This window comes from Streptomyces sp. enrichment culture, assembly GCF_964273145.1.
GTDB lineage: Bacteria > Actinomycetota > Actinomycetes > Streptomycetales > Streptomycetaceae > Streptomyces.
The window spans coordinates 3,257,112-3,279,980 of sequence record NZ_OZ186873.1 but is presented as its reverse complement, the minus strand read 5'-3'; the positions used below and the strand labels follow the sequence as shown (position 1 = coordinate 3,279,980).

Below are 22,869 nucleotides of genomic sequence, written 5' to 3'. Positions count from 1 at the left end.
GCTGGGACGGAGGTCAGCGCCCTCTCAGCCCGGTGCTCCGAGCTCCCGCGTGTACAAAGGTGCCTCCACGCTAGCGTCCCTTCGGGCGCGGTGAACAGAGGGCCCCCCGGGTTCTTGCGATGATCGGTCGGTGACCACGACGCAGCAGCCCTCCTCTCCCCCACCCGATCCCCCCCACGGCACCGGCGCCGGCAGCGGCCCCGGTGGGGGAAGCGGACGCGGCCCCGGATCCGGGGGCGGCCATGGGCATGGGCATGGACACAGTCACAGCCACGGTCCTGCGACACCGGTCTCCCGGCACCTGCGCAAGGTCATCGCGGCGGTCCTCATCCCGTTCGCCGCCGCGGTGGTCGTCGGGCTCGCGGTGCTGTGGCCGGGCGGTGCCCCGTCGCACGAGCGCACCGGCGTCGGCTTCGACCGCCAGACGCAGCAGGCCACGGTCACCCGGGTGGTCGAGGTGAGCTGCAAGGACGTCAACGCCTCGGGCGTCCCCCCGACCGGTGACACCTCCACCGCCGAGGGTTCCTCCGCGGTCCAGCAGGCGAACGGGACCTGCAAGAGGGCGACGATCCGGGTCGACACCGGCAAGGACAAGGGCCGGACGTTCACCGAGATCGTGCAGCCCGACCAGTCACGGCAACTGCACCAGGGCCAGGGGGTCGTGGTCGCCTACGAGCCCTCGGCGCCGAGGGACCTGCAGTACTCGGTCGCCGACGTCAACCGGCGCATGCCGATGGCGCTGCTGGCCGGCATCTTCGCGCTCGCCGTCGTGGTCGTCGGGCGGCTGCGGGGCGTCATGGCGCTGGTCGCGCTGGCCATCAGTTTCCTGGTGCTGAACTTCTTCATCCTGCCCGCGATCCTGCAGGGCTCGAACCCGCTGCTCGTGGCGGTGGTGGGGTCGAGCGCCATCATGCTGATCGCCCTGTACCTGTGTCACGGGCTGTCGGCCCGTACCTCCGTGGCGGTACTCGGCACCCTGATCTCGCTGCTGCTGATCGGTGTCCTGGGGTCGCTGTTCATCGGCTGGGCCGCGCTCTCCGGCAACACGGACGACAACACCGGCCTGATCCACGGTCTCTACCCGTCCATCGACATGAGCGGCCTGCTGCTGGCCGGAGTCATCATCGGCTCGCTCGGCGTCCTCGACGACGTGACGGTCACCCAGACGTCGGCGGTGTGGGAGCTGCACGAGGCCAACCCGTCGATGGGCTGGCGCGGACTGTACCGCGCGGGCATCCGCATCGGCCGGGACCACATCGCGTCCGTCGTCAACACGCTCGTCCTCGCCTACGCGGGAGCGGCGCTGCCGCTGCTGCTGCTGTTCTCGATCGCGCAGAGCAGCGTGGGGACGGTCGCCAACAGTGAGCTCGTCGCGGAGGAGATCGTCCGCACCCTGATCGGTTCCATCGGCCTGGTGGCGTCGGTGCCGGTCACCACGGCCCTGGCGGCCCTGGTCGTATCGGCCGACCGCCCCGGGTACGAAGCGGCGGCGCCGGGCGCCGGACTCGTCCCGGCTCGGGGAGGACGAGGCCGGCGCCGCAAGCGCTGACGCCGATCCGGCGAAGCGTTACGCCACCGCCGTCGGAGGTGCCGTAACGCTTCAGCCGGCGCTCTGCTCCTCCGCCAGGATGCGGTCGAGGGCCTCGTCGAGGTGGGCGTCGAAGTCGGCGAGCGCACCCTCCTGCCCCAGCGGTACCAGTTTGTCGGTGCGGTCGAGGAAGGCCACGAGCGGTGCCGACGAGGAACGGAACAGGGCCTGGTCGCCGCCGACCTGAAGCCTGATCAGCACCTCGCCCAGCACCTCCGGCTCCACGGGTGTGATGCGCACATCGCCCTCGCCGCACGGGCGGCCCACTCCGTCGATCAGCAACTCGCGTCCGAAGGCCCAGGTCACCGGGGCGTCTCCGGGCAGATGAAACGTCAGCCGCACGGCATAGGGATCACAGGACTCGTAGCGCAGCTCCACCGGGATACGGAAGGAAAGCTCCTCGGACACGAGAAAGCTCATCATGACCTCTGCCTGTACGGACTCGCGCATCATGTACCCCGTCGTTCGCCGTCGACTGGCCGGGAATCAAACCTCTGACACTGCTGGCATCTTGCTGAACGTACACACCAGATCACAAGGAGTGAGTTTTCAGATACTGATAGAGATGGCCAGTGACCCCAGGCGGCGCCCCACCTCGTGCTGGAGCTGCTGCACGGCGGGCAGCAGCCGGTCGGCGTGTTGCGCGGGCAGGGAGATGGCCATCGTCGCCGCCGTGGTGCCCAGGGTGATGGGGATCGCCGCGCACACCGTCCCGAGCGCGTACTCCTGGTGTTCGACGACCGGTTCCATCCGCCGCGTGCGTTCCAGACGTTTCAGCAGACTGCGGCCGTCGCACACCGTGTACGGCGTGACCGGCTGGACCGGGTAGCGGTCGAGGTGGTCGCGGCGGGCCTCCTCGTCGAGCTGCGAGAGCAGGCACTGCCCGATGGCGTGCGCGTGCCCGGTCTCGCGGAAGTCGGCCCACTCCTCGACCGCCGGGTTCCCCGGGGTGTCGGAGACGCACATGATGTGGATCTCACCGTCGCGGTACATCGCGTAGTACACGGGAACGCCGATGGCGTCGCGCCAGCAGGCGAGCGCGTCGACGACGGTGCTGCGACGTTTCTGCTGGGCTCCGCCGGCAGCGAGCCGCTCGGCCGCCTCACCGAGGAAGAAGAGACCGTTCTCGCGGCGCAGATAACCCTCGTGGACGAGGGTGCGCAGCAGGTGGTACGCCGTGGGGAGCGCCATGCCGGTCTCGCGGGCCAGCTGCTTGGCGGGGGCTCCGTGCGCGTGCTCGGCGGCGCGCTCCAGGAGGCGCATCGCGCGCTGCACCGACCCGATGAGGGTGGCGGGGGAGGCGCGGCCCGCGGAGGGCGATGTCGCACGGGGTGGTGCGGAGGCCGGCCTGGACGGCACGGGAGAGGTGTGCGGTGGGGCGGGTGGGGTGTCAGCCGAGGCCAAGGGTCACTCCCGGAGCGCGAGGGGGCTCCCGTGCGAGGAGACACGGGTGGAGGTGTACTCCGCTCGCGGGGTCTCCCCCGCGTGAGGTTTCCGGACTCTAACCGTCCGCTCCCGCCCGCAGACCGCCTGTCCGGGAAACCTCCCCCGCACGAGGGAACCGGTGATCCCCGTTACCACTCACCGGTGTCTCACGACTCTCACCAGTCACCGCGGGACGACGAACGCGAGGTGAACTTCCGCACCATGTAGATCAGACCACCGACCAGCGCGACGAAGACCAGCGCCTTGAAGAGCAGGCCGACCAGGAAACCGACCACACTGGCTATCAGCCCACCGAACACGACCAGGGCGATGACCGGCACCGCGATCCACTTCACCCACCACGGCAGTTCCGCAAAGATCTCTCGCATAGCCCTCGTCCTCATCTCTCCGACCGCCGGCGCACCGGGTCGACCTTCTCGGTTTCCCGGTTCCGCCGGGTTTTCGGTTTTCCCGGAAAGAAGCGCTCCGGTTTCCCGGGGCTCCTGTGCCCGCTCGCCGACGCCGCGGCCTGCCGGGGTGCCCGGGAGGCCGATCCGGCGGTCTCCCGCTGCTCTGGAGTCGATGCTAGGGCCGCGGAGGGTCCGGTCGGGGCCTCGCATCCCTTGTCCTCCCCTGACCGGCCCCCTAGGGAATCCGGGGACGAGGGACCCCGGAGGCGGCGGCTCAGCCCTCGGGCGGGGAGAACACCACCAGCACCCGCAGGTCCTCGCTGATGTGGTGGAACTTGTGGGCGACCCCGGCCGGCACGTAGACCACGCTGCCGCGGGCGACCTGGGTGGTCTCCATGCCGACGGTGATCGAGGCGCGGCCGCTGACGACGAAGTACACCTCGTCCTGGTCGTGCGGCTTCTGCGGGTCGGACTCCCCCGCGTCGAGGGCGTACAGGCCGACCGACATGTTCCGCTCCCGCAGGAACTGCAGGTACGCCCCGTCGTTGGCGGCGCGCTCCGCCTCCAGTTCGTCCAGCCGGAATGCCTTCATCGCCTCGTCCGCCCCTGTCTCACGTTCGGGTCCGTTCACGTCTGCCACGATCAGACACATGATGAATTTCCTAGTCAAGACGATCGCCAACGCGGGCGCTCTGGCGGTCGCCGTCTGGCTGCTGGACAAGATCACGCTGACCGGCGACAGCACGGGCAGGCAGGCCGGGACCCTGGTCCTCGTCGCCCTTGTCTTCGGGCTGGTCAACCTTCTGGTCAAGCCGGTCGTGAGGGTGCTGACCCTCCCCTTGTTCGTCTTGACGCTCGGGCTGTTCACACTGGTGGTGAACGCGCTCATGCTGCTGCTCACCTCGTGGCTGGCCGGCAGGCTGGACCTGAGCTTCCACGTGGAGGGGTTCTGGACCGCCGTCCTGGGCGGCCTGGTCGTCTCGATCGTCTCCTGGGCCCTGAACGTGGTCCTCCCCGACAAGGACTGAAACCGATGACCTACCGCGTCTGTTTCGTGTGCACCGGCAACATCTGCCGCTCCCCGATGGCCGAGGCGGTCTTCCGCGCGCGCGTGGCGGAGGCCGGACTGGAGGACCTGGTCGAGGTGGACAGCGCCGGTACCGGCGGCTGGCACGAGGGGGAGGGCGCCGACCCGCGCACCCTGGCCGTCCTGGCGGACAACGCCTACGACCTCGACCACACGGCCCGGCAGTTCCGGCCGTCCTGGTTCTCCCGCCTGGACCTGGTCATCGCCCTCGACACCGGCCACCTCGAGGCCCTGCGCCGCCTCGCGCCCACCGAGCAGGACGCGGCCAAGGTGCGGCTGCTGCGCTCGTACGACCCCGCGGTCCACGACGGCGACCTCGACGTGCCCGACCCGTACTACGGGGGCGTGGACGGCTTCGCGGAGTGTCTTGAGATGGTGGAGGCGGCGAGCACCGGCCTGCTCGCCGCGGTACGCGAACGAGTGGAAGGACGGGCGGCATGAATGATTCCGCTATGGGCGGCGGGGACGGCGGGCGGGAACACGGCTTCCGGACGTCGGACGGCGACGGCACGCGCGCGGTGCGGGCCGGGCTGCCCGAGCCGGTGAAGCACGAGCCGACCCTGCCCGGCCCCGTGTTCGCCGCGCACTTCCACCTGCCGGGCGATCCCACGGGCCCGTACACCTACGGCCGTGACGAGAACCCGACGTGGACCCTGCTGGAACGGGCCATCGGGGAACTGGAGGCGCCCGGGCGGGGCGACGTCGAGACGCTCGTGTTCGCCTCGGGCATGGCCGCGATCTCGTCGGTGCTCTTCTCGCAGGTGCGCGCCGGGGACGTGGTCGTCCTGCCCAGCGACGGTTACCAGGTGCTGCCGCTGGTGCGCGCGCAGCTGGAGGCGTACGGCGTCGAGGTGCGCACCGCCCCGACCGGCGGCGATGCCCAGCTCGACGTCCTGGACGGCGCGAAGCTGCTGTGGATCGAGACCCCGTCGAACCCCGGTCTCGACGTGTGCGACGTCCGGCGGCTCGCCGAGGCGGCTCACGCGCGAGGCGCCCTCGTCGCCGTCGACAACACGCTCGCGACCCCGCTCGGGCAGCGCCCGCTGGAGCTCGGCGCCGACTTCTCCGTGGCCAGCGGCACCAAGCAGCTCACCGGACACGGCGACGTCCTCCTCGGGTACGTCACCGGCCGGAACGCCGAGGCGATGGCCGCCGTACGGCGCTGGCGCAAGATCGTCGGCGCGATCCCCGGGCCGATGGAGGCCTGGCTGGCGCACCGGTCGATCGCCACCCTCCACCTGCGGGCCGACCGGCAGGACGCCACCGCGCTCCGGGTCGCCGAGGCACTCGGGAAGCGGCCCGAGGTCTCCGGACTGCGGTACCCGGGGTTGCCCGACGACCCCTCGCACGAGATCGCCTCGCGGCAGATGCGGCGCTACGGGTGCGTCGTCTCCTTCACGCTCCCCACGCGCGCGCGTGCCGATCGTTTTCTCGACGCGCTGCGGCTCGTGGACGACGCGACGAGCTTCGGCGGAGTGCGTTCCACGGCCGAGCGGCGCGGACGCTGGGGCGGCGACGCGGTGCCGGAGGGCTTCGTCCGCCTCTCGGTGGGTGCCGAGGATCCCGAGGACCTGATCGCGGACCTGATGCGGGCACTGGACGAGTCCGCCGGCTGACCGGTTGCCCGTCCGCCCCGGCCGCAACGCCCTCCGCCGCTGCGACGGACGGTCCGAGCCTCCCCCCTCGTGGCTCGGACCGTCCCCGGTTCCGCGCGCGAAGAACCGCCCCAACAAGGCTAGTTGACCCTGTGTCAGTGTCCAATCACGGTAGCGACAGAGACCTATCGACATATTTATAGTTGGGCGGGGCCGGGAGCAGTCGACACGAGGGGGAGGCCGTCACGTGGATCTGGCCTTGCTGCGCACCTTCGTGACCGTGCACCGGGCCGGTTCCTTCACCCGCGCCGCCGCCTTGCTCGGCCTGTCCCAGCCGGCCGTCACCTCGCAGATCCGCACACTGGAGCGGCAACTGGGACGCCCCCTGTTCCTGCGGCGGGCCCGCGGCGTGACGCCGACGACCGTGGGGGACGAACTCGCCCACAAAGCCGCCCCGCATCTCGATGCCCTGGTGGAGATCGTCGAGACCGGACTGGACGACACCTCCTCCTTACGGACGCTGCACCTCGCCGGACCCCCCGAGTTCACCGCCGAGCGGGTGATGCCCGCGCTCATCGGGCCGGCCGACGACGACGGACGGGGCTTCGCCCTGCGTGCCTCGTTCGGGAACGCCGAGGAGGTCCTGGACGGGCTGGCCGCCGGACACCACGATCTGGCCGTCAGCACGGCCCGGCCGCGCGGTGGTCTGCTCACGGCGACCGCGCTCTGCGACGAGGAGCACGTCCTGGTCGCGGCCCCGCGCTGGGCCGAGCAGATCGGCACCGGAAAGCTGGACCGCAACGGCGCTCCCGCCCTGGACCACGTTCCCGTGGTCGAGGTGCACGACTCGTTGCCGTTCGTCTCCCGCTACTGGGCGTCCGTCTTCGACGCCCGCCCGGCCGCGCCGGGCACCGTTGTCGTCCCCGACCTGCGGGCCGTACTGGCGTGCACGGCCGCCGGGGCCGGACTCGCGGTGCTGCCCCGCTACCTGTGTGCGGACGCCTTGGAGCGCGGTGAGGTCGTCGCTCTGCACCATCCGGCGGTGCCCCCGCTGCGCACGTACTTCCTCGTGGTCCGCACGGGCACACTCGCGATGCCGCACATCGCACGGGCTCACGAGGGACTCCTGCGCGCGGCGGCCGCATGGAACTGAGCCGGTTCCACCGGGCCGGGCATCGGCTGGGGCGGGCGTCGACCGGAGACAGGCGTCGGCCGGGGAGGCATGCGGGGGCCCGTGTCGTGGCGTGGCGTGGCGTGGCGCGATGTTTCACGTGGAACCAACCGGGCGACATTTCTCCCATGACCGTCCGACCCGTGGTCAAGCGCACCGCCCGCGCCGTTCTCCTGGACGGTGACGACCTGATCCTCATCAAGCGCACCAAGCCCGGTGTGGACCCCTACTGGGTCACTCCGGGCGGTGGGGTCGAACCGGGCGACCCGACCGTCGTCGACGCCCTGCACCGTGAGGTGCACGAGGAGCTCGGCGCCAAGATCACGGATGTGGTCCCCTGTTTCGTGGACACCGTGGAGCACATCGGCGACGACGGCGGCACCACCGGCGTGAAGGTGCAGCACTTCTTCGTCTGCCGTCTGGAATCCATGGACCCCTCCCTGCGGCACGGTCCCGAGGTCGACCGGCCCGCCGGCGAGTACGAGATCGTCCGGGTGCCGTTCACCCGGGTCGGGATCGCGTCCGTCCACCTCGTACCGCTGTCATTGCGGCACTATCTGGACGGCAACATCGAGGGCGTGCGCGCTCTGCACGCCCACGACCTGGGCTGAGGACCTCGCTCCGTCAGCGCCTGGGGACGAGGCCGTCCACCGCGTCGTGCCGTATGCGCTCCAGGGAGATGCCTGCGTTCCGTACGGCGTCCACCCCCTTGCGCACCATGCCGGGCGGACCCGACAGATAGGCGTCATAACCGTTCCACGGTCCGTACTCCCGTATCGCGTCGGGCAAGCGCCGGTGGGTCTGCCGGTCGACGACCGCGCGGACCGACAGCCACGGGTGGTCCCGGCGCAACCGGAGCATCGTGTCGATGTCGTACAGGCCCGGTTCGGTCCGCGCGCCGTAGAAGACCTCGACCGGCCGCCGCACACCGTGCTCGGCGACATCCTCGACGAGCGCCTTGATGGGGGCTATGCCGGTACCGCCGCCCAGACAGAGCAGCCCGGTGTCCGTGGTGTGGTCCACGGTCATCGAGCCGACCGCGGGGCCGAGACGGATGATGTCACCGGGGCGGGCACGGTGCACCAGCGCGTTGGACACCCACCCGGCGGGCACCGCCTTCACATGGAACGACAGCAACCCGTCGGAACGGGGCGCCGACGCGAAGGAGTAGTGCCGCCAGACCCGGGGCCACCACGGCGTCTCCAGGCTCGTGTACTGACCGGCGAGGAAGGGGTAGGGCTGGTCGGGCCGGACGGTGATGACCGCGACGTCCGATGTTCTCAGCTCGTGCAGGACGATCTCGGCGTGCCAGCAGGACGGTGCGCGTGAGGCGTCCGCAGCCGCCGCGTCGATCATCGTCTGGGAGATCGTCGTGTACGCCCGGACCCAGGCCGCCTCCGTGTCCGCGTTCCAGACGTCCGCCGCATGCCGGCTCAGCGCATCGATCAGGCATTCCCCGAGGGCCGGGTAGTGCTCGGCCCGGGTGCCGTACTTGCGGTGGTCGCGGCCCAGCTGCCGCAGATAGGCGGTCAGTGCCTCCGTGTCGTCGATGTGCTCGGCCGCCGTGAGCAGCGCTTTGAACAACCGGTCCCGCTGTGCGTCCATCGCGACGGGGAACAGCGGCCGCAGTTCGGGATGGCGGACGAAGAGCAGGGCGTAGAAGTACGACGTGACCGTGTCGGCCCGGGGAGCGATCTCCGCCAGGGTCCGGCGGACGAGGCGTGCGTCCGGGGACGGTTCCGCGGCGCCCCTCTCCGTCACCGGCTTCCGCTCGGGCGCGAACCAGCCGCTCCCGCTGCGGGGGCTGCCGTTGTCGGCCGACGTGGCGGTCGGAGCGTCCATGGTCTGCCTCGCCTCGAACATCTCTCGGTCGGTCTGCGCAGTTCCAACGTGGCCGGAAGATGCTTGCGTTCCCGCGGGCGGATCGTTCCCGCCCGGAGGGGCCGCTTCCCGGCTTCCGCCCGGTGACACCCGAGCACGTCACCGCACGGAGGCCGTATCGATCACCTGTCCGAGAACGCTTCGCCGGTCCCCCGTCCGTTGGGCTGCGGTGTCCCGGGGGGCTTTCGCGATCCGATGTTTCACGTGAAACGCCGCACCCGCCCCCTCCCCGGCCCGCGTCTCACGACATGACCAAAAGCTTGTGCGTGTCAGCCGAAACAGGTGGACGCCGGGGGGCCCTGTCGGACAGCCTGACCTGCGTGCCGACTCCTTCCCTCACCGCTCTGCCCATCCGTCGCCTGACCCTGCGGGACCGCACCGCCTGCGCCGACCTGTCCGAGAACCGGGGGTGGCCGCGCGAAGAACACAAGTGGGGCTTCCTCCTCACCGCCGGGAGGGGGTACGGCATCGACGACCCCGACGGCGGACTCGCCGCCGCATGCGTCGTCACCCTGTACGGACCCCACGAACGACCCGCCCTCGCGGCCATCGGCATGGTGCTGGTCGCCGAGCGGCACTCTCGTCGGGGTGTGGGGCGACGGCTGATGCGGCACGTGCTCTCGGCCATGGACACCACCCCGGTGATCCTGCACGCGACCCCGCACGGCCGCCCGCTCTACGAAGAGCTCGGCTTCAAGGTCATCGGGCGGGCGGAGATGGTGCGGGGGAACCTCGTGCCGTCCGGGGACTCACCGCGGATCGCGACGCGGGCCGCCACCGCGGAGGACCTGGGCGCCATGCTCCGACTCGACGAGGAAGTGTTCGGTGCCGATCGCACCCACATCCTCACCCGGCTGCCCGCCTTCGCCGATCAATTGCGCGTCGCCGAGGAGGACGGCCGGCTCATCGGGTACGCGGCGGCCTGGCCGAACATGGACACCCATGTGGTGGGCCCGCTGATCGCCCGTGACACGGAGACCGCGAAGGCGCTGCTCGTCTCGATCGCCGCACACACCGACCGTCCGCTGCGCACCGACATCGACGTACGGCACACCGAGCTGCTCACGTGGGTGAAGGAACGGGGACTGGCGTCCGTCGCCTCCCACGCGGTGATGGCGTACGGGATCACCGAGCTGCCCGGTGACTGGAGCCGGCGGTTCGCTCCGGTGACGGTGGCGGCGGGCTGACGCGCTTCGCGCAGGCGGGCCAGCCGGAATACGGCGACGCCGGCTCCCGGAGCACCCCGGAGCCGGCGGATGCGCCGGTGCGTCAGGCGAGGGCCTCGACGGCGGCCGTGGCGAAGGCGTGGTCCTGTTCGGGAGCGCCTCCACCGACCCCGATCGCACCGATGAGCCGGCCGTCACGGTGGACCGGCACACCGCCCGCGATGAACAGCAACGGCCGGTCGAGTGCGGTGGGCAGGGTGTGGAAGAGGCCCCCGGGCTGCACGGCGTCGACGAGGTCGGCGGTGGGGGCGTTCAACTGGAGTGCCGTGTACGCCTTGCGGGTGCTGGTCTCACCGGAGATCAGCACGGCCCGGTCGTCACGTCGGAAGGCCAGCAGATGGCCGCCCGCGTCCAGGACGGTCACGCTGACCATGACCCCGGCCGCCTCGGCGGCGCGACGGGCCGCGGCGACGAGGGCTTCGGCGTCCTGAGTGGTCAGCGGGGAGACGGCGGTGTCGATCATGAATTCTCCTTGTGGGTGGGGAGGGTGTCGTCTGTGGTGGCGGGGCGGCGCCGCCCGGTCGCGGGGGACCGTGTTGCGCCCCGCCCGGTCCCGGGGTGCCGGCAGGCGGTTGCGGGTGACGCCGGCCGCGCCGCGGGAGCGTCCCTGATCCTGCGGCGCCGGTGACGAGCGTGATTTCAGTGGTGGACGGTGGTCCGCTGCTGTTCGGCGGGTACGGAAGCCGTGACGACAGCGCTGCGGACACCGCTGCCACGCCGCTCCAGGGCGGCCGAGAGAACGGCGAGGCCCAGGGCGGCCGCGGCCAGGACGGCACCGACCCAGTTGGGGGCGGTGTAACCGAGCCCCGCCGCGATGACCAGGCCGCCGAGCCATGCCGCCAGCGCGTTGCCGAGGTTGAAGGCGCCGATGTTCACCGCCGACGCCAGCGTCGGCGCGCCGTGCGCCTGGTCCAGGACGCGCTTCTGCAGCGGCGGCACGGTGGCGAACCCGAGTGCGCCGATCAGCGTGACGGTCACGGCGGCCGCGACCTTGTCGTGCGCGGTGAGCGTGAAGAGCGCGAGGACGAGGGCGAGGGCGCCCAGCGAGACGTACAGCATGGGCATCAGCGCCCGGTCGGCGAACTTGCCGCCGACCAGGTTGCCGCCGACCATGCCGAGGCCGAAGAGGACCAGCAGCCAGGTGACGGAGGCGTCGGCGAAGCCCGCGACGTGCGTCATCATCGGCGCGATGTAGGTGATGGCGGCGAAGACCCCGCCGAAACCGAGGACGGTCATCGCCATGGCGAGCAGCACCTGGACGTTCTTGAACGCGGCCAGTTCGTGCCGCAGGTGCACGCCGTCCGGCTTGGGCAGGTCGGGGACCAGCTTCGCGATGCCGGCCAGGCCGATCACGCCGAGGGCGGCGACGAGGGCGAAGGTGACACGCCAGCCGAGGGACTGCCCGACGAGCGTGCCGAGGGGGACACCGACGACGTTGGCGACGGTCAGCCCGGTGAACATCATCGCGATCGCGCCGGCCTTCTTGTCGGGCGCGACCAGGTCGGCGGCGACGACCGAACCGATGCCGAAGAACGCGCCGTGGGCGAGCGAGGCGACCACACGGCCGATCAGCATGACCCCGAAGACGGGGGCGAGGGCGGAGAGCAGGTTGCCGGCGACGAACAGGACCATCAGCAGCATCAGCATCCGCTTGCGCGAGATCTTGGTGCCCAGCACGGTCATCAGCGGAGCGCCGAACATCACGCCGAGCGCGTAGCCGGTCACCAGGAAGCCCGCCGTGGGGATGGAGACCCCGAAGTCGCCCGCGACCTCGGGCAACAGGCCCATGATCACGAATTCGGTCGTTCCGATCCCGAAGGCCCCGATCGCGAGGGCCAGAAGCGCGAGAGGCATGGGGTACACCTTCCCAAACGATTGCATGAGCGCTTTACGTGCGATCACAATAGTTGCAGACGCGGGCTATGGGCAACCGCAGACTATTGCGTGTCTGCCCTATCCTGGATTCCAGCCACTCCGGGACGGAGGAAACGTCAATGACAGCGACAGACCCCGCGCTCACCGCCCTCGCCCAGGGCTGGTGCGCCCTGTCCCTGCTGCACGGGAGGATCGAGGCGCACATCGAACGCGCGCTGCAGGCCCGGCACGGCCTGAGCGTGCGGGAGTACTCACTGCTCGATGTGCTGAGCCGGCAGCACGACGGGGACGGGGGCCACCTGCAGATGAAGCAGGTCGCCGACGCGGTCGTCCTGAGCCAGAGCGCCACCACCCGTCTGGTCACCCGGCTGGAGGACCGGGGCCTGCTGGAGCGGTACCTCTGCCCCACCGACCGCCGCGGCATCTACACGAACGTCACCGAAGCGGGCCTCGAACTCCTGGCGGAGGCCCGCCCGACGAACGACGCCGCGCTGCGTGAGGCACTGGACGAGGCGGCCGGGAACCCGGAACTCGCCCCATTGGTCCGGGCCGTGGAGACGTTGAAGGCACCGGTGACCGCCTGAACCGCCCCGCGCTGCGTACAGTGCGGTCATGACGGAGCTTGAGATACGGCCTGCGACCGAGAAGGACGTCCCGGCCATCGTCGCGATGCTCGCCGACGACCCCCTGGGCGCCCAGCGCGAGACGCCCGGCGATCTGACCCCCTACCTCTCGGCCTTCGAACACCTCAGCGCTGATCCGCACCAGCACCTGGTGGTGGCCGTGCGCGAGGAGCGCGTCGTCGGCACGCTCCAACTCACGATCATCCCGGGCCTGTCCCGTCGCGGCGCCCTCCGTTCGGTCATCGAGGCCGTGCGCATCCACGCCGACGAACGCGGCAGTGGCCTGGGGACGCGGCTCATCGAGTGGGCGATCGCCGAATCGCGGCGGCGGAACTGCCACTTGGTGCAGCTGACCTCCGACAAGAGCCGCACGGACGCGCACCGCTTCTACGAGCGGCTCGGTTTCACGGCCTCACACGTGGGCTTCAAGCTCTCCCTGTGAACGCGGCGAGGGCGCCCCGTTTCACGTGGAACAGGACGCCCTCGCTTCCACGGCCGGCTAGCCGATGCCCCGCCACCCCTCGGGATCCACCCCGCCCGGCACCGGAGCCGTCTCGTCGTACGGCCGGCGGGTGAACACGAACGATCCCAGGTCGAGATGGCTCGGACTGCCGTCCGGCCGCCGCACGGCACGCAAGGTCTCTCCGGCGTAGTAGCCCTCCAGCCCGATCCAGGTGTCCTCGCCCTCGGGCGAAAAGCGCGAGCGTCGGCCGCTTCCGGACAGCGGCTCCAGCGACACCACCCCGTCGGCCGCCAGCCGGAGCGCGAAGGCCTGCGTCCCCCAGTACCACGGGCCGGCCAGTTCCAGAACGGACGTCTCGACATCGGCCATCGGCCGCCACGGCTCGGGGATCCGTGGCTCCGCTTCGGCGACGATGCGGACCAGGTCCGCACCCACCAGGTACAGCGGCGGACCGGAGGTGCAGTTGGCCAGGACCACGGCCGCGACGTCGTCTTCCACGCTGAGCGTGAGGTTCGCCAGGAAGCCCGGCAGCGAGCCGGAATGCCCCACCAGCAGCCGCCCGTCCCGGCTCTGGATCTGCAGGCCCAGCCCGTAGGTCACGCCGTCCACGACATCCGCCGCCTCGGCCGGCGCCGCGGGCGTCCGCATCTCCCGCACGGTCCGCGCGCCGAGCACCCGGTCGTCGCCCTTCGCCAGGAAAGCGGCGAACCGCGCCAGGTCACCGGTGGTCGACCACAGCTGGCCGGCCGGCGCCATCCGTCCGAGATCCTCGGCGGGCTCGGGCAGCATGACGTCGGCCCACGGGTGTACCGCCCAGCCACCCGCGTGCGGCGCCTGCGGCCGTACGCTCGTGCGGTTCAGCCCCAGGGGTTCGAGCACTTCTGCCCCGAGCACCTCCTCCCAGGGAGCACCGCGCACCTTCTCGACCAGCGCGCCCAGCAGCGTGTAGCCGGGGTTCGAGTAGTGGAACCTGCGGCCGACCGGGTGCCGGAAGGGCTGCTCGCCCACCACGTCGGCGAGTTCGGGACGCAGGGTGCCGGGGGTCCGTTCCCACCACGGCGCCGGCGACTCGGCGGCAAGACCACCCGTGTGAGCGAGCAGCTCGGCGATCGTCGCCTCCCCCGCACCCGTCCCCAGCAGATGCTTCTCCAGCGGGTCGCCGAGGTCGAGCAGGCCCTCGTCACGCAGCCGCAGCACCAGCACGGCGGTGAAGGTCTTGGTGATCGATCCGATCCGGTACTGCACGTTCTCGTCCGGGCCGTGCCCGTCCACCGAGGTCCGCGCCCCGTGCCAGACCGCCCGCCCATCCCGTACGACCGTGGCGACCAGCGACGGTGCACGCCCTTCGGCCTGGGCGACGGCGATCCGGTGCAGCAGCGCCCGGCGGGTTCCGGGAAGCAGCTCTTCGTGAGATGACGTCATGCCCCTCAGTCCACCCGCCCGCGCCTCCCGCGTCGAGTCGATTTCCGGGTTGCGGGTTCCGCTCCGGCTCATCCCCCGGCATCGCCGCGGCCATCGGATTCCGCTTCCATCCCACCCAGGTGTCCACAGGGTCTCGTCCCACCGTGGTGCCCATTTCCTGGTGGCGTCCCGCCAAGGGGTGACACCGACCCTCGTGCCGCATCGGAAGCCTGTCCTCACGCGCCCGCTCCCCTCCGGGGCCTGTCGGGGGCAGCACACGGAATGCGTGACCGTCGGGGTCGGCCATCACCACCCGGTCGGCACCCCTCGGCCGATGCCGATGCGCGTCGCCCCGAGGGAGACGAACCGATCGGCCTCCGCCCACTGGTCACCGCCGTCCGGTGGAGCGAGGCCGAAGCGCAGCCGTTCCCTCCCCGTCTTCGGCATCGGGGGCGGCTCCCCACCCGGCCTTCGGGCCGCCGTGCGGTGAGCGGATCGCGGTCCCCTGGTCCTGGTCCCAGATCAGTGCCGGCCCAGCGCTCGGCTCCGGAAGCACCCGGTCCGCTGCGAACCACCACGGCACTTCGATGAATCCGCACCCGCGACGAAGCCGTTGCCCGGTTCGATGACACAGAAGTCGTCGGCCCCGGGTCAGCCGTACGGCGCGGCCACCGTTGTACCCCTCGGACCACCAACCCCGCGTCTCCCCAGGCACCCCCCTGGCCGCCGGACACCGGGGTCCTGCCCCGAACGCGAGATCGGACGACGACCGGGGCGGATCCGTACGCGAAGGGGAACCACTCGCTCGCACGGCGTGAATCCCGTTTCCCTGTCCGCTCGGCAACGCAGTGGACACCGCCGGTGAGAAGGGGACACGAGATGCGGGAACCCACACGAGCGGCCGCTCAGGTCTGGGCCATGTCCACGAACCGCGAGTAGTGCCCCTGGAAGGCGACCGTGATGGTCGCCGTCGGACCGTTGCGGTGCTTGGCGACGATCAGGTCGGCCTCGCCCGCGCGCGGCGACTCCTTCTCGTAGGCGTCCTCGCGGTGCAGCAGGATGACCATGTCGGCGTCCTGCTCGATGGAGCCGGACTCACGCAGGTCGGAGACCATCGGCTTCTTGTCGGTGCGCTGTTCGGGGCCGCGGTTGAGCTGGGAGAGGGCGATGACCGGGATCTCCAGCTCCTTGGCCAGCAGCTTGAGGTTCCGGGACATGTCCGAGACCTCCTGCTGGCGGCTCTCGGCGCGCTTGGAGCCACCCGACTGCATCAGCTGGAGGTAGTCGATCACGACCAGCTTGAGGTCGTTGCGCTGCTTGAGCCGACGGCACTTGGCGCGGATCTCCATCATCGACAGGTTCGGGGAGTCGTCGATGTACAGCGGCGCGGCGGAGACATCCGGCATCCGGCGGGCCAGGCGCGTCCAGTCGTCGTCCGTCATCGTGCCGGACCGCATGTGGTGCAGGGCGACGCGGGCCTCCGCGGACAGCAGACGCATCGCGATCTCGTTGCGCCCCATCTCCAGCGAGAAGATGACGCTCGGCAGGTTGTGCTTGATCGACGCGGCGCGCGCGAAGTCCAGCGCGAGCGTCGACTTGCCCATGGCGGGACGAGCGGCGATGACGATCATCTGACCCGGGTGCAGGCCGTTGGTGAGCGAGTCGAAGTCGGTGAAGCCCGTGGGCACGCCGGTCATCTCGCCGCTGCGCGAGCCGATCGCCTCGATCTCGTCGAGCGCGCCCTCCATGATGTCGCCGAGCGGCAGGTAGTCCTCGCTCGTGCGCTGCTCGGTGACGGCGTAGACCTCCGCCTGGGCACGGTTGACGATCTCGTCCACATCGTCGTCGGCCGCGTATCCCATCTGGGTGATCCGCGTTCCGGCTTCGACCAGGCGGCGCAGGACGGCCCGCTCCTGGACGATCTCCGCGTAGTACGCCGCGTTCGCCGCCGTCGGGACGGTCTGGACGAGCGTGTGCAGATACGCCGCCCCGCCCACCTTGTTGATCTCCCCTCGCTTGGTCAGCTCGGCGGCGATCGTGATGGGGTCGGCCGGCTCGCCCTTGGCGTAGACGTCGAGGATCGCCTGGAAGATCGTTTCGTGGGCCGGCTTGTAGAAGTCGCGGCCCTTGAGGATCTCCACGACGTCGGCGATGGCGTCCTTGGACAGGAGCATGCCGCCGAGGACCGACTGCTCCGCCTCCAGGTCCTGCGGCGGGACGCGCTCGAACGACGATCCCGCGCCGTCCCACTCCCCGGCGCCCCGGTCGCGGTCGTGCTGCTCGCCACGGCCGCGGGAGCCGTCCACACGCCGGCGGGAGACGGGCAGACGATCACTGGGACCGCTGTCGGCCCACGGCTCGTCCAAGGGCTCGGAAATGCTCACCGAGCCACCTCCTCCCGTCCGCGGAGCGGACCTAGCCGTGCCCCTCTTTTCTACGGCACGGCACTGACACATGAGACACCCGACTCCGCTTGTCAACCGCCGGTTTTGCCACGATTTGCGACCCGGCGGACAGAGCAGGCGCCGGACCACCGTAGGGCCCCGGACAGCCACAGCCAATCTGGTTATCCACAGGCCATGTGGACGACGGGCCGGATGCTGTGGAGAACTCCGCCAAACCTGTGCACGAGCCGGTGGACAGCCCTGTGAACAAACCCTCGCCTCCCCTGGGGAAACCGCTTTGACCTGCGGTTTTGGCATCCACTGGCTGTGCAGAAGAAAAACTTCCCCCATCCGGGCAAGATCGCTGCCGACCGTGCACAGAAGCACACACCGGGAGACGATAAGTAAGGGTCACAGAACCTTTGCATCCATTACCTGTGGACGGTTAGATTGGTGCGCATGACACAGGCCCCCGCGCGATCCCGGACCCTCCGGCGACAGCACGACCGAGAGATCGTCGCTCTGGCCGTCCCGGCCTTCGGCGCTCTCGTCGCCGAACCGCTCTTCGTCATGGCCGACAGCGCGATCGTCGGCCATCTCGGCACGGCCCAGCTCGCCGGGCTCGGTATCGCCTCGGCCCTCCTGACCACCGCCGTCAGCGTCTTCGTCTTCCTCGCCTACGCCACCACGGCGGCCGTCGCCCGCCGGGTCGGCGCGGGCGACCTCCGGTCCGCCATCCGCCAGGGCATGGACGGCATCTGGCTGGCGCTGCTGCTCGGTGCCGCCGTCATCGCCGCCGTCCTGCCCACGGCACCGTTCCTCGTGGACCTCTTCGGCGCCTCCACCACCGCGGCCCCGTACGCCACCACCTATCTGCGCGTGTCCGCCCTCGGCATTCCCGCCATGCTGGTGGTGCTGGCCTCGACCGGTGTCCTCCGTGGCCTGCAGGACACCAGGACGCCGCTCTACGTCGCCCTCGCGGGCTTCCTCGCCAACGCCGCCCTCAACGCCGGACTCGTCTACGGCGCCGGTCTCGGCATCGCCGGCTCCGCCTGGGGCACCGTCATCGCCCAGTGCGGCATGGCCGCGGCCTACCTCGTGGTGGTCGTCCGCGGAGCCCGTCGGCACGGAGCGTCCCTGCGGCCGGACGCCGCCGGGATCAGGGCCTCGGCCCAGGCCGGAGTACCCCTGTTGGTGCGCACGCTGTCCCTGCGGGCGATCCTGATGATCGCCACGGCCGTCGCGGCCCGGCTCGGTGACGCCGACATCGCCGCCCACCAGATCATCCTGTCCTTGTGGAGCCTGCTCGCCTTCGCGCTCGACGCCATCGCCATCGCGGGGCAGGCCATCATCGGGCGCTACCTCGGGGCCGGGGACTCCCGGGGAGCCCGCGAGGTCTGCCGCCGGATGGTGGAGTGGGGGATCGCGGTCGGTATCGGGTTGGGCCTGCTGGTGGTGCTCACCCGCCCGGCGTTCCTGCCCCTCTTCACCGGTGATTCCGCGGTCAAGGACGCCGCTTTGCCCGCTCTGGTCATCGTGGCCGTGTCCCAGCCGGTCTGCGGCGTCGTCTTCGTCCTGGACGGCGTCCTGATGGGTGCGGGCGACGGACCGTACCTGGCCTGGGCCATGCTGGTCACCCTGGCGGTCTTCACACCGGTCGCGCTTCTCGTACCGGTCCTCGGCGGTGGGCTCACCGCCGTCTGGGCGGCCATGACGCTGATGATGACCGTGCGGATGCTGACGCTGTGGCTACGCACCCGATCCGGCCGTTGGCTCGTCACCGGCGCGACCCGCTGACCGTTCCACGTGAAACCTCACGCTCCGGGCGGCGGCTTCCGGAAGCCGTACTCCTCACCGGCATGACGATGGGGCCGCACCCGGGGGTGCGGCCCCATCTCACCGCTTCAGCGAGCGCGGCACTCAGGCCGCGACCACCTCGATGTCGACCTTGGCGGCAACCTCGGGGTGCAGACGCACGGACGTCTCGTGGGCGCCCAGGGTCTTGATCGGCGCGGCCACCTCGATGCGGCGCTTGTCGACCTCGGGGCCACCGGCAGCCTTGATCGCCGAGGCGATGTCGGCCTGGGTGACGGAACCGAAGAGACGACCGGCGTCGCCGGCGCGGACGGCCAGGCGGACCTTGACACCCTCGAGCTGGGCCTTCACCTGGTTGGCCTGCTCGATGGTCTGGATCTCGTGGATCTTGCGAGCACGACGGATCTGCTCGACGTCCTTCTCGCCGCCCTTGGTCCAGCGGATCGCGAACTTCCGCGGGATCAGGTAGTTACGGGCGTAACCGTCCTTGACGTCGACGACGTCGCCTGCGGCACCGAGGCCGGAGACCTCGTGGGTGAGGATGATCTTCATGAGTCGGTCACCCTTCCCTTATCGCGCGGTGGACGTGTAGGGCAGCAGCGCCATCTCACGGCTGTTCTTCACGGCCGTGGCGACGTCACGCTGGTGCTGGGTGCAGTTGCCGGTCACGCGGCGGGCACGGATCTTGCCGCGGTCGGAAATGAACTTCCGCAGCATGTTCGTGTCCTTGTAGTCCACGTACGTGACCTTGTCCTTGCAGAAAGCGCAGACCTTCTTCTTCGGCTTGCGCACAGGCGGCTTCGCCATGGTGATTCTCCTGTGTGATCAAGAAGTGTGGGTACGGCCCCCGCCTCGGCCCGACCGGACCCGAAGGCCCGGCTCCGCGACCTAGAAGGGGGGCTCGTCCGAGTAGCCGCCGCCGGAGCCACCGCCCCAGCCTCCGCCGCCGCCCTGGTTGCCACCGGCGGGAGCGCCGGTCGCCCACGGGTCGTCGGCGGGAGCGCCGCCGCCCTGCTGACCGCCGCCGGAGCCACCGCCCCAGCCGCCGCCACCCTGGCCGCCACCGCCGCCGTAACCACCCTGGCCACCGCGGCCCGTGGTCTTGGTGACCTTGGCCGTGGCGTTGCGCAGGCTGGCGCCGACCTCGTCGACGTCCAGCTCGTAGACCGTGCGCTTGACGCCCTCACGGTCCTCGTAGGACCGCTGCTTCAGCCGGCCCTGCACGATGACGCGCATGCCTCGCTGGAGCGACTCGGCGACGTTCTCCGCCGCCTGGCGCCAGACCGAGCAGGTCAGGAACAGGCTCTCGCCGTCCTTCCACTCGTTGGTCTGACGGTCGAAGGTGCGGGGAGTGGACGCGATACGGAACTTCGCGACGGCCGCACCGGAGGGGGTGAAGCGCAGCTCGGGGTCGTCGACAAGATTGCCGACGACCGTGATGACGGTCTCGCCTGCCATGGGGGAACCTCTCGGCGGGTTTGCTGCTGGCTGCTTGTGCTGCTACTCGGATCCCGGGACCGCTGAGCGGAAGGCTCAGTGGGTCTCGGGACGGAGGACCTTGGTCCGGAGGACCGACTCGTTCAGGTTCATCTGGCGGTCGAGCTCCTTGACGACCGCAGGCTCGGCCTGCAGGTCGATGACCGAGTAGATGCCCTCGGGCTTCTTCTTGATCTCGTACGCGAGACGACGACGGCCCCAGGTGTCGACCTTCTCGACCTTTCCGCCACCGTCACGGACGACGGAAAGGAAGTTCTCGATCAGCGGGGAGACAGCGCGCTCCTCGAGATCGGGGTCGAGGATGACCATCACCTCGTAGTGACGCATGTGGAACCCACCTCCTTTGGACTCAACGGCCACGGTCGTTCCGTGGCAGGAGGGTTGCGATGCGTGTGCAACAGTGCCCGTCAGTCAAACAGACGCCACTGACAATCGGGGGCGAGCGGCGGTCCTCCCAGGCCGCCCGGACGGAACCGGGCGCCGGTCTGACCGCCTGACTGCCTGCCTGGGCAGACACCGGTGCAGACGGTACAGACTACCCGCACACCCGCTTCCGGTTGAAATCCGGCCGCGGAGCCGGTCAATCTGTACACATCGGGTGTGTAGGGCGCTACGTTGCGCCGCCTTTCGCAGGAGGTGCCCCATGGCACAGGCATTGCGATCCAACACCGCCGGCGGCGGTCTCTTCGCCACGGACGGCAGGCCCCACCCGCGCCAGGACGCGCTCCTCGCGGCGACCCTGGTGCTGGGCCTCGTCTCCTTCATCACGGCGATGTTCCACCATCTGCACCTGCTCAGCTCGTGGACCGGCCTGATCGGGCTCCTCACCGGCGCGTACGGGCACTGGATCTCCGAGACGACCCGCGAGCGCTTCGGGCTGGTCATCGGACTCGGGGCCGCGGGCATCGGCTTCTTCCTGGGCATGGCGCACGGCGGGCTCTTCGGCGGGCTCGTCGACTGACACCACGGACACCACCCGTTCGGAACACCGCGAAACGCCCCGGCCGCCAACAGGCCGGGGCTCAGGTGCCCTACGCCCGGCAGGGGCGTCCCCGGGGCGCAGTAGGCTTCGGCGCTAGGGCCTGTCCGGCGGATCAGGTCGGAGGAAGGAAGCGACCCGGCCAGCGGAGCCAGACCCGCGTCTCCGGCGGGATCCACCGGACAGGCCCTGAGAGCCGGAGCCCCTGACCACATGGGGACACACCAGCCCGAGGAGCGCCCCGAATGAGCCTGACCCTGAGGACCATCAGTCGAGAGCAGCATCTGGCGTACATCCAGAGCCTGCCGTCGGCGAGCCACATGCAGGTCCCGGCCTGGGCGGACGTGAAGGCGGAATGGCGCTCGGAGAACCTCGGCTGGTTCGACGGCAGGACGGGCGAGCTGGTCGGTGCCGGGCTGGTCCTCTACCGGCAGCTCCCCAAAATCAAGCGCTACCTCGCCTACCTGCCCGAGGGTCCGGTCATCAACTGGTTCGCGCCCAACCTCCAGGACTGGCTGGAGCCGATGCTGGCGCACCTGAAGCGGCAGGGTGCCTTCTCGGTCAAGATGGGCCCCCCGGTGATCATCCGGCGCTGGGACGCCCCGACCATCAAGAACGGCATCCAGGACCCGGACGTGAAGCGGCTGCGTGACATGGAGGCCGACTTCATCGAGCCGCGCGCCTTCGAGGTCGCCGACAAGCTGCGCCGCATGGGCTGGCAGCAGGGCGAGGACGGCGGCGCCGGCTTCGGCGACGTACAGCCCCGGTACGTCTTCCAGGTTCCGCTGGCCAACCGGTCCCTGGAAGAGGTCCACAAGAACTTCAACCAGCTGTGGCGCCGCAACATCAAGAAGGCCGAGAAGGCCGGCGTCGAGGTCGTCCAGGGCGGTTACCACGACCTGGAGGAGTGGCAGCGGCTGTACGAGATCACGGCCGTGCGCGACCAGTTCCGGCCCCGCCCGCTGTCGTACTTCCAGCGCATGTGGACGGCCCTCAACAGCGAGGACCCCAACCGCATGCGGTTGTACTTCGCCCGCCACAACGGCGTGAACCTTTCCGCGGCCACGATGCTGATCGTGGGGGGACACGTCTGGTACTCCTACGGCGCCTCCGACAACATCGGCCGCGAGGTCAGGCCCTCGAACGCGATGCAGTGGCGGATGCTGCGCGACGCCTACGCGCTCGGTGCGACCGTCTACGACCTGCGCGGCATCTCCGACTCGCTGGACGAGACCGATCACCTCTTCGGCCTGATCCAGTTCAAGGTGGGCACGGGTGGCCAGGCCGCCGAGTACCTCGGCGAGTGGGACTTCCCGCTGAACAAGCTGCTCCACAAGGCGCTCGACATGTACATGTCGCGTCGCTGAACGGCCGCCGGCCGCTTCCCCGGTGCCTTCGGCCGCTTCAATGGTTCCCGCAATCCCCACACCTCTGACACACCGCAGCCAC

At 70.3% G+C, this 22,869-nt stretch carries 26 protein-coding genes; 12 read left to right on the top strand and 14 right to left on the bottom strand.

Features of this window, described 5'->3' with window-relative positions:
• The first annotated feature begins 130 nt into the window (after positions 1-130).
• On the top strand, positions 131-1,549 hold the full coding sequence (locus tag ACSU6Z_RS14795) for a YibE/F family protein (protein ID WP_437045964.1): 1,419 nt from the start codon (positions 131-133) through the stop codon (positions 1,547-1,549).
• Between the two features lie 51 nt (positions 1,550-1,600).
• Here ACSU6Z_RS14795 and ACSU6Z_RS14790 read toward each other — a convergent pair whose 3' ends face one another.
• The 4 genes from ACSU6Z_RS14790 to ACSU6Z_RS14775 form a co-directional block, all read right to left on the bottom strand.
• Positions 1,601-2,038 carry an SsgA family sporulation/cell division regulator gene (locus tag ACSU6Z_RS14790; protein ID WP_437050320.1) on the bottom strand — a complete coding sequence of 146 codons (438 nt, stop codon included), beginning with the start codon at positions 2,036-2,038 and terminating at the stop codon, positions 1,601-1,603.
• A 99-nt stretch (positions 2,039-2,137) separates the two neighbouring features.
• Positions 2,138-2,863: an IclR family transcriptional regulator gene (locus ACSU6Z_RS14785; protein ID WP_437045962.1), complete on the bottom strand. Its 726-nt coding sequence runs from the start codon at positions 2,861-2,863 to the stop codon at positions 2,138-2,140.
• Between the two features lie 326 nt (positions 2,864-3,189).
• Positions 3,190-3,402: a DUF5326 family protein gene (locus tag ACSU6Z_RS14780; RefSeq protein WP_437045961.1), complete on the bottom strand. Its 213-nt coding sequence runs from the start codon at positions 3,400-3,402 to the stop codon at positions 3,190-3,192.
• A 295-nt stretch (positions 3,403-3,697) separates the two neighbouring features.
• On the bottom strand, positions 3,698-4,015 hold the full coding sequence (locus ACSU6Z_RS14775) for a cupin domain-containing protein (RefSeq protein ID WP_437050318.1): 318 nt from the start codon (positions 4,013-4,015) through the stop codon (positions 3,698-3,700).
• 58 nt (positions 4,016-4,073) lie between these two features.
• Here ACSU6Z_RS14775 and ACSU6Z_RS14770 point away from each other — a divergent pair, with 58 nt between their 5' ends.
• From ACSU6Z_RS14770 to ACSU6Z_RS14750, 5 genes are all read left to right on the top strand, one after another.
• Entirely contained in the window at positions 4,074-4,451 is a 378-nt protein-coding gene (locus ACSU6Z_RS14770) for a phage holin family protein (protein WP_437045960.1), read from the top strand.
• Positions 4,452-4,456: 5 nt separating this feature from the next.
• The gene (locus ACSU6Z_RS14765) at positions 4,457-4,951 is read left to right on the top strand and encodes a low molecular weight protein-tyrosine-phosphatase (protein ID WP_437045958.1); all 495 of its coding nucleotides are present in this window, start codon (positions 4,457-4,459) and stop codon (positions 4,949-4,951) included.
• On the top strand, positions 4,948-6,126 hold the full coding sequence (locus ACSU6Z_RS14760; protein WP_437045957.1) for a cystathionine gamma-lyase: 1,179 nt from the start codon (positions 4,948-4,950) through the stop codon (positions 6,124-6,126). The genes ACSU6Z_RS14765 and ACSU6Z_RS14760 overlap by 4 nt, the downstream gene beginning before the upstream one ends.
• Before the next feature lie 226 nt (positions 6,127-6,352).
• Positions 6,353-7,258: a LysR family transcriptional regulator gene (locus ACSU6Z_RS14755; RefSeq protein ID WP_437045955.1), complete on the top strand. Its 906-nt coding sequence runs from the start codon at positions 6,353-6,355 to the stop codon at positions 7,256-7,258.
• Positions 7,259-7,404: 146 nt separating this feature from the next.
• Positions 7,405-7,887 carry an NUDIX domain-containing protein gene (locus ACSU6Z_RS14750; protein WP_437045954.1) on the top strand — a complete coding sequence of 161 codons (483 nt, stop codon included), beginning with the start codon at positions 7,405-7,407 and terminating at the stop codon, positions 7,885-7,887.
• Positions 7,888-7,900: 13 nt separating this feature from the next.
• Here ACSU6Z_RS14750 and ACSU6Z_RS14745 read toward each other — a convergent pair whose 3' ends face one another.
• Entirely contained in the window at positions 7,901-9,118 is a 1,218-nt protein-coding gene (locus ACSU6Z_RS14745; protein WP_437045952.1) for a globin domain-containing protein, read from the bottom strand.
• A gap of 359 nt (positions 9,119-9,477) precedes the next feature.
• Here ACSU6Z_RS14745 and ACSU6Z_RS14740 point away from each other — a divergent pair, with 359 nt between their 5' ends.
• The gene (locus ACSU6Z_RS14740; RefSeq protein ID WP_437045950.1) at positions 9,478-10,344 is read left to right on the top strand and encodes a GNAT family N-acetyltransferase; all 867 of its coding nucleotides are present in this window, start codon (positions 9,478-9,480) and stop codon (positions 10,342-10,344) included.
• An 82-nt stretch (positions 10,345-10,426) separates the two neighbouring features.
• On the opposite strand, the gene ACSU6Z_RS14735 is transcribed toward ACSU6Z_RS14740, so the two are convergent.
• Both ACSU6Z_RS14735 and ACSU6Z_RS14730 read right to left on the bottom strand, forming a co-directional pair.
• The gene (locus ACSU6Z_RS14735) at positions 10,427-10,846 is read right to left on the bottom strand and encodes a GlcG/HbpS family heme-binding protein (RefSeq protein ID WP_437045948.1); all 420 of its coding nucleotides are present in this window, start codon (positions 10,844-10,846) and stop codon (positions 10,427-10,429) included.
• Between the two features lie 176 nt (positions 10,847-11,022).
• Positions 11,023-12,237 carry an MFS transporter gene (locus ACSU6Z_RS14730; protein WP_437045946.1) on the bottom strand — a complete coding sequence of 405 codons (1,215 nt, stop codon included), beginning with the start codon at positions 12,235-12,237 and terminating at the stop codon, positions 11,023-11,025.
• A 140-nt stretch (positions 12,238-12,377) separates the two neighbouring features.
• Between ACSU6Z_RS14730 and ACSU6Z_RS14725 the strand changes: the two genes are divergently transcribed.
• Together ACSU6Z_RS14725 and ACSU6Z_RS14720 are read left to right on the top strand one after the other, a co-directional pair.
• Positions 12,378-12,842, top strand: a complete 465-nt coding sequence (locus tag ACSU6Z_RS14725) for a MarR family winged helix-turn-helix transcriptional regulator (RefSeq protein WP_437045944.1) — start codon at positions 12,378-12,380, stop codon at positions 12,840-12,842.
• 28 nt (positions 12,843-12,870) lie between these two features.
• On the top strand, positions 12,871-13,323 hold the full coding sequence (locus tag ACSU6Z_RS14720; protein ID WP_437045943.1) for an N-acetyltransferase family protein: 453 nt from the start codon (positions 12,871-12,873) through the stop codon (positions 13,321-13,323).
• A gap of 57 nt (positions 13,324-13,380) precedes the next feature.
• Here the strand turns inward: ACSU6Z_RS14720 and ACSU6Z_RS14715 are convergent, their stop codons facing one another.
• The 3 genes from ACSU6Z_RS14715 to dnaB form a co-directional block, all read right to left on the bottom strand.
• Positions 13,381-14,766 carry a serine hydrolase domain-containing protein gene (locus ACSU6Z_RS14715; RefSeq protein ID WP_437045941.1) on the bottom strand — a complete coding sequence of 462 codons (1,386 nt, stop codon included), beginning with the start codon at positions 14,764-14,766 and terminating at the stop codon, positions 13,381-13,383.
• Positions 14,767-15,051: 285 nt separating this feature from the next.
• Positions 15,052-15,192 (bottom strand): hypothetical protein, encoded by a 141-nt coding sequence (locus ACSU6Z_RS14710; protein ID WP_437045940.1) that lies wholly within the window; start codon positions 15,190-15,192, stop codon positions 15,052-15,054.
• A 458-nt stretch (positions 15,193-15,650) separates the two neighbouring features.
• On the bottom strand, positions 15,651-17,129 hold the full coding sequence (gene dnaB, locus ACSU6Z_RS14705) for a replicative DNA helicase (protein WP_437045938.1): 1,479 nt from the start codon (positions 17,127-17,129) through the stop codon (positions 15,651-15,653).
• Positions 17,130-17,588: 459 nt separating this feature from the next.
• Between dnaB and ACSU6Z_RS14700 the strand changes: the two genes are divergently transcribed.
• Positions 17,589-18,926, top strand: a complete 1,338-nt coding sequence (locus ACSU6Z_RS14700) for an MATE family efflux transporter (protein WP_437045936.1) — start codon at positions 17,589-17,591, stop codon at positions 18,924-18,926.
• A 123-nt stretch (positions 18,927-19,049) separates the two neighbouring features.
• On the opposite strand, the gene rplI is transcribed toward ACSU6Z_RS14700, so the two are convergent.
• From rplI to rpsF, 4 genes are all read right to left on the bottom strand, one after another.
• Positions 19,050-19,496, bottom strand: a complete 447-nt coding sequence (gene rplI, locus ACSU6Z_RS14695; protein ID WP_437045935.1) for a 50S ribosomal protein L9 — start codon at positions 19,494-19,496, stop codon at positions 19,050-19,052.
• Between the two features lie 18 nt (positions 19,497-19,514).
• Positions 19,515-19,751 carry a 30S ribosomal protein S18 gene (rpsR, locus tag ACSU6Z_RS14690; RefSeq protein WP_003949403.1) on the bottom strand — a complete coding sequence of 79 codons (237 nt, stop codon included), beginning with the start codon at positions 19,749-19,751 and terminating at the stop codon, positions 19,515-19,517.
• A gap of 81 nt (positions 19,752-19,832) precedes the next feature.
• A complete protein-coding gene (locus ACSU6Z_RS14685) occupies positions 19,833-20,402 on the bottom strand; it encodes a single-stranded DNA-binding protein (RefSeq protein WP_437045933.1) in 570 nt (189 codons plus the stop codon).
• Positions 20,403-20,477: 75 nt separating this feature from the next.
• The gene (rpsF, locus tag ACSU6Z_RS14680; RefSeq protein WP_014673750.1) at positions 20,478-20,768 is read right to left on the bottom strand and encodes a 30S ribosomal protein S6; all 291 of its coding nucleotides are present in this window, start codon (positions 20,766-20,768) and stop codon (positions 20,478-20,480) included.
• Between the two features lie 316 nt (positions 20,769-21,084).
• Between rpsF and ACSU6Z_RS14675 the strand changes: the two genes are divergently transcribed.
• Both ACSU6Z_RS14675 and femX read left to right on the top strand, forming a co-directional pair.
• A complete protein-coding gene (locus tag ACSU6Z_RS14675) occupies positions 21,085-21,402 on the top strand; it encodes a hypothetical protein (protein ID WP_437045931.1) in 318 nt (105 codons plus the stop codon).
• 263 nt (positions 21,403-21,665) lie between these two features.
• Positions 21,666-22,787: a peptidoglycan bridge formation glycyltransferase FemX gene (femX, locus tag ACSU6Z_RS14670; protein WP_437045930.1), complete on the top strand. Its 1,122-nt coding sequence runs from the start codon at positions 21,666-21,668 to the stop codon at positions 22,785-22,787.
• Positions 22,788-22,869: the final 82 nt, after the last annotated feature.

Bases quoted from the DNA above. Each gene is read 5' to 3' on its own strand.
- ACSU6Z_RS14745 (WP_437045952.1), bottom strand. From the start codon at position 9,118: ATGGACGCTCCGACCGCCACGTCGGCCGACAACGGCAGCCCCCGCAGC.
- femX (WP_437045930.1), top strand. From the start codon at position 21,666: ATGAGCCTGACCCTGAGGACCATCAGTCGAGAGCAGCATCTGGCGTAC.
- ACSU6Z_RS14775 (WP_437050318.1), bottom strand. From the start codon at position 4,015: ATGAAGGCATTCCGGCTGGACGAACTGGAGGCGGAGCGCGCCGCCAAC.
- ACSU6Z_RS14750 (WP_437045954.1), top strand. From the start codon at position 7,405: ATGACCGTCCGACCCGTGGTCAAGCGCACCGCCCGCGCCGTTCTCCTG.
- ACSU6Z_RS14780 (WP_437045961.1), bottom strand. From the start codon at position 3,402: ATGCGAGAGATCTTTGCGGAACTGCCGTGGTGGGTGAAGTGGATCGCG.
- ACSU6Z_RS14730 (WP_437045946.1), bottom strand. From the start codon at position 12,237: ATGCCTCTCGCGCTTCTGGCCCTCGCGATCGGGGCCTTCGGGATCGGA.
- rplI (WP_437045935.1), bottom strand. From the start codon at position 19,496: ATGAAGATCATCCTCACCCACGAGGTCTCCGGCCTCGGTGCCGCAGGC.
- ACSU6Z_RS14715 (WP_437045941.1), bottom strand. From the start codon at position 14,766: ATGACGTCATCTCACGAAGAGCTGCTTCCCGGAACCCGCCGGGCGCTG.
- ACSU6Z_RS14720 (WP_437045943.1), top strand. From the start codon at position 12,871: ATGACGGAGCTTGAGATACGGCCTGCGACCGAGAAGGACGTCCCGGCC.
- ACSU6Z_RS14710 (WP_437045940.1), bottom strand. From the start codon at position 15,192: ATGCCGAAGACGGGGAGGGAACGGCTGCGCTTCGGCCTCGCTCCACCG.
- ACSU6Z_RS14735 (WP_437045948.1), bottom strand. From the start codon at position 10,846: ATGATCGACACCGCCGTCTCCCCGCTGACCACTCAGGACGCCGAAGCC.
- ACSU6Z_RS14760 (WP_437045957.1), top strand. From the start codon at position 4,948: ATGAATGATTCCGCTATGGGCGGCGGGGACGGCGGGCGGGAACACGGC.
- rpsF (WP_014673750.1), bottom strand. From the start codon at position 20,768: ATGCGTCACTACGAGGTGATGGTCATCCTCGACCCCGATCTCGAGGAG.
- ACSU6Z_RS14675 (WP_437045931.1), top strand. From the start codon at position 21,085: ATGGCACAGGCATTGCGATCCAACACCGCCGGCGGCGGTCTCTTCGCC.
- ACSU6Z_RS14765 (WP_437045958.1), top strand. From the start codon at position 4,457: ATGACCTACCGCGTCTGTTTCGTGTGCACCGGCAACATCTGCCGCTCC.
- ACSU6Z_RS14770 (WP_437045960.1), top strand. From the start codon at position 4,074: ATGATGAATTTCCTAGTCAAGACGATCGCCAACGCGGGCGCTCTGGCG.
- ACSU6Z_RS14685 (WP_437045933.1), bottom strand. From the start codon at position 20,402: ATGGCAGGCGAGACCGTCATCACGGTCGTCGGCAATCTTGTCGACGAC.
- ACSU6Z_RS14700 (WP_437045936.1), top strand. From the start codon at position 17,589: ATGACACAGGCCCCCGCGCGATCCCGGACCCTCCGGCGACAGCACGAC.
- ACSU6Z_RS14725 (WP_437045944.1), top strand. From the start codon at position 12,378: ATGACAGCGACAGACCCCGCGCTCACCGCCCTCGCCCAGGGCTGGTGC.
- ACSU6Z_RS14790 (WP_437050320.1), bottom strand. From the start codon at position 2,038: ATGCGCGAGTCCGTACAGGCAGAGGTCATGATGAGCTTTCTCGTGTCC.
- rpsR (WP_003949403.1), bottom strand. From the start codon at position 19,751: ATGGCGAAGCCGCCTGTGCGCAAGCCGAAGAAGAAGGTCTGCGCTTTC.